At 71.1% G+C, this 2,635-nt stretch carries 3 protein-coding genes and 1 pseudogene; 3 read left to right on the forward strand and 1 reads right to left on the reverse strand.

Annotated elements, in window-relative coordinates:
- A partial coding sequence (locus tag ACTIDRAF_RS30480; RefSeq protein WP_016700857.1) for a PTS transporter subunit EIIC occupies positions 1 to 1,348 on the reverse strand: 1,348 nt, incomplete at its 3' end.
- A gap of 282 nt (positions 1,349 to 1,630) precedes the next feature.
- On the opposite strand from ACTIDRAF_RS30480, the gene ACTIDRAF_RS0221945 reads away from it, so the two are divergent.
- The 3 genes and pseudogenes from ACTIDRAF_RS0221945 to ACTIDRAF_RS0221955 all read left to right on the forward strand — a co-directional run.
- Entirely contained in the window at positions 1,631 to 1,867 is a 237-nt protein-coding gene (locus tag ACTIDRAF_RS0221945; protein ID WP_016700858.1) for a PTS sugar transporter subunit IIB, read from the forward strand.
- The gene (locus ACTIDRAF_RS0221950; protein WP_016700859.1) at positions 1,864 to 2,319 is read left to right on the forward strand and encodes a PTS sugar transporter subunit IIA; all 456 of its coding nucleotides are present in this window, start codon (positions 1,864 to 1,866) and stop codon (positions 2,317 to 2,319) included. Before ACTIDRAF_RS0221945 ends, ACTIDRAF_RS0221950 begins: the two co-directional genes overlap by 4 nt.
- Positions 2,320 to 2,374: 55 nt before the next feature.
- Positions 2,375 to 2,635 (forward strand): annotated as a pseudogene (locus tag ACTIDRAF_RS0221955) (prepilin peptidase); the annotation flags it as partial.

Here is a 2,635-nt window from a genome sequence, read left to right on the forward strand (position 1 = left end):
GGCCGGTCTCGCCCTGCGCCGTCGTGGCGGTGGACGGCGCGCTCGCCCCGTCGCCGCCGGTCACCCCCTCGGGCAGCGGCTTCGGTCGTTCGCCCTCGTCGGGAGGTGACGCCGTCGCGGCCTCCGGCTCCTCGTCGCGCTCCCGGCCCGGCGTCGCGAGGTTCCACCGCGTGATGACCCAGCGGAATACGAGGTAGTAGACGACGGCGAACGCCAGCCCGATCGGGATGATCAGCCAGGGTTGGGTGGCGATGCCCCAGTTGAGCACGTAGTCGATGGCACCGGCGGAGAACCCGAAGCCGTGGTGCACGCCGAGCGCGTTGGTGACGGCCATCGACAGGCCGGTGAGCAGCGCGTGCACCACCAGCAGCGGCCAGGCGACGAAGACGAAGGCGTACTCCAGCGGCTCGGTGACGCCGGTGAGGAAGGAGGCGAGCGCGGCCGAGAGCATCAGACCGCCCACCAGTTTGCGCTGGGAGGCCCGCGCGGTGTGGTAGATCGCCAGTGCCGCCGCCGGCAGCGCGAACATGAAGATCGGGAAGAAGCCGGACATGAACGTCCCGGCGCTCGGGTCGCCGGCGAAGAACCTGTTCAGGTCGCCGGAGGTGCCCTCGTAGTCACCGAAGATGAACCACACGAAGGAGTTGCCGATGTGGTGCAGGCCGAACGGGAGCAGGAACCGGTTCAGCACCCCGTAGGCGCCGGCGCCCACCACCGTGGACCCGGCGACGGCCTCGCCCACCCAGGTCAGACCCGCGTTGAACCCGGTGAAGATCAGCGCCATCAGCACGCCGACCAGCACCATGGTGAAGGCCGTGATGATGGGGACGAACCTGCGGCCCCCGAAGAAGGCCAGGTAGGTCGGCAGTTTGATGCGGTGGAAGCGTTGCCAGAGCCCGGCCGCGATCAGGCCGGAGACGATGCCGCCGAGCACGCCGTACGGCCCGTTGTTGAAGCTCTTGCCCTCGGTGAGCTCGGGGTCCAGCAGGGCCCAGAGCACGTTGTGCAGGACCAGGTAGCCCACGACGGCGGAGAGCGCGGTGGAGCCGTCTGATTTCTTCGCGAAACCGATGGCCACCCCCAGCGCGAACAGCAGGGGAAGGTAGTCGAACAGCGAGTTCCCGGCCGCGCCCATGACGGCGGCCACCCGGTCGAAGAACTCCCCCGGTATCGCGGCGACCAGCTCACCCTGGCCCTGCCCCGAGCCGTCCTGATAACCCAGCCGCGCCAGCAGTGCCGCCGCCGGCAGCACCGCGATCGGCAGCATCAGGCTGCGTCCCAGCCGCTGGGCGACGCCGAACGCCTTCGTTCGGAAGTCAGCGGTTCGGGTGTCGGACGTGGTGCTCATCCCCTACCTCCCACGGTCCCTACCTTCCACACGGTCGTGCCGGACCTTGCGCCGAGCCTTGACCCTCGCGGGGATCCCGGCCACCGACTCACCCAGATGAGTGACGGATCTCCGGTCGTGCCGGCTTGCTACCGTCTGGTCCAGACCACTCGGTGGAGTGAGAATCCTCTCACCGTGATCGGGTGTCAACCACCAAAGTGATTGGTCCGTTACGGGTCGTCATGGCGATCAGGCGGCCCGCATGATCTCCTGACGGCAGGCACTGGCACGAGGAGGCAACAGGTGTCCCAGGACAAGGCGAGCGCGATCCTCACGGCGATCGGCGGCGCGGACAACGTGGTGGAGATCGAACCCTGCATCACCCGACTGCGGTGCGAGGTGCGGGACGCGGCCCTGATCGACGAGCCCGCGCTGCGCGCGCTCGGGGTGCACGGCGTCCTCCGCGCCGGCGACGCGGTCCAGATCGTCGTCGGCCCGGACGCCGACACCATCGCCAGCGACATCGAGGACCTGCTGTGACGCTCCAGGTGGCCGCTCCCCTAGCCGGGGAGGTCGTGCCACTCTCCGCCGTCCCCGATCCGGTCTTCGCCGGAGCGATGGTGGGGCCGGGGGTGGCCATCGAGCCCCACCCCGAGTCCACCGAGGTGAGCGCCCCGATCGGCGGCACCGTCGCCACCCTGCACCCGCACGCGTTCGTCATCGCCGGTGACGACGGCGTGGGCGTCCTGGTGCACCTGGGCATCGACACGGTGAAGCTGCGGGGAGAGGGCTTCACCCTGCGGGTGGTCAAGGGCGAGAAGGTCCGGGCCGGGCAGCCGGTCGTCGAGTGGAAACCCGACGCGGTCCGGGAGGCCGGCTACTCGCCGACCTGCCCGGTGATCGCCCTGGACGCGACGGCGGAGGACCTCTCCGACCTCGTCGTGCCGCGCACCGTCGAGAGCGGGGCGGCCCTGTTCACCTGGAATCGCTGAGGAATCCACCCGTCGTGGGATAGCCGTCGGCGAGGGGACCGGCGAGGCTGCGCCGATGGTGCTCCTCGCCGTCTACCTCCCGCTGGGGGCGGCCCTGGGCGGCGGGGCCGCCGCCCTCGGCCGGCGCCTCCTGCTCCGCCCGCCCCGGGGGAGCCGGGTGCCGCCACCGTGGTGCGAGCTCGCGCTCGCCGCGCTGTGGGCGACCGCCCTGGTCCGGCTGGCCAGCGGCGACCTGCCCTGGTGGTGGGTACCCGTCCCGCTCGCCCTCGGTTGGCTCGCCGTGCTGCTCGCGGCCGCCGACCTCACCGACCGGCGG

Origin of the sequence: Actinoalloteichus spitiensis RMV-1378, from assembly GCF_000239155.1 — a bacterium.
Taxonomy (GTDB): domain Bacteria; phylum Actinomycetota; class Actinomycetes; order Mycobacteriales; family Pseudonocardiaceae; genus Actinoalloteichus_B; species Actinoalloteichus_B spitiensis.